Source organism: Rhodococcus sp. NPDC057014, from assembly GCF_042673295.1.
Taxonomy (GTDB): Bacteria; Actinomycetota; Actinomycetes; order Mycobacteriales; family Mycobacteriaceae; genus Rhodococcus_F.
Map to the genome: position 1 here is coordinate 1 of NZ_JBHUSF010000648.1, position 1,170 is coordinate 1,170.

At 66.8% G+C, this 1,170-nt stretch carries 2 protein-coding genes; both read right to left on the reverse strand.

Translation table 11 applies throughout. From position 1 onward, the window contains the following. Window positions 1-500, reverse strand: a 500-nt coding sequence (locus ACFTZB_RS45735) for a hypothetical protein (RefSeq protein ID WP_378442636.1), incomplete at its 3' end; no start/stop codon positions are given. Window positions 501-733: 233 nt separating this feature from the next. Then, window positions 734-1,170: SDR family oxidoreductase (locus ACFTZB_RS45740; protein ID WP_378442638.1), on the reverse strand; the 437-nt coding region annotated here is incomplete at its 5' end.

Sequence of the window (1,170 nt, forward strand, 5' to 3'; positions counted from 1 at the left end):
GTGACCACGTCGACTCCCTTCTCCGACACCGATACCGATCCCGAATGGCCCAGCTGACTCGACGGCTGAATGTAGGCGTCGAAACCCAGGGTGAGGGTGTCGCCGGGTGGCGGATCGACGGTCATGTAGGTCCGCGAGGCATCGCTGGTTTCCGCGGACGGTTCCGGTGTCCACCCCTGGGTCTCGAACATGTCGAAGTAGTCGGAGTCGACGACGATCACGACCGGCTCGGTGAACCCGCCGGGCTTGCGGACGGTCAGGTCCCACGGCACATCAAGTCCCGCCCGCGCGACCTGCGGATACGTGAGGGTGAGGGCGTACCCGCCTCCCGCCGCGTGGGCGGTGCCGCTGCGGACACCGAGCAGCCCCACCGCACCGAGCGCCACGATCAGTGCGAGCAGCACGACTGCGCCCCGTCGAAGCCACGTGACGGCCGGCGTGCGAGCGCGCTCCCGGACATCGTCGAGCACCGATTCCGGGACGCGGGCGGTGGGGCTCATCGTCCCAACGTCTCACGAACCGGCCGTCCGCGACCTCCCTATCCGCGTGTGCTGCGACATCAATTCGATAACTGGAGACGCCGGTACTCACGCGGAGCACCAAGCGGAAGAGGTATGCGACGGATCGGGTGGTGAGCTCACACCTCGCACCGAACGAAAGAAGAGCACCGGGTCGTGAACACCGCGGGCGAGGTGCACGATGACGATCTCGTCCGGGCCGTGGAGTGCAGGCCTCAGGTGAAGGGCGTCCCACCGGTGACGCCGAGCACTTCCCCGGTGATGTAGCTGGATTCGTTGGATGCCAGGAAGACGTATGCGGGCGCAAGCTCGGCCGGCTGGCCGGGCCGTCCCAGCGGCACGTCGTCCCCGAAGTGCCGGTAACCGTCGGCCGGCATGGTCGCGGGAATCAACGGCGTCCAGATGGGCCCCGGCGCCACGGCATTGACCCGGATGCCGCGGTTGGCCACATCGGCGGCCAGTCCCTTGGTGAAATCGATGATCCCCGCCTTCGTGGTGGCGTAGTCGAGAAGGCCGGGTGAAGGATTCATCCCCTGGATCGACGACGTGTTCACGATGGTCGATCCGGGCTCCATGACCGCGACCGACTTCTTGCACAACCAGAACAGCGCGTAGAGGTTCGTGCGCAGGACGCGGTCGAACTGCTCGGTGG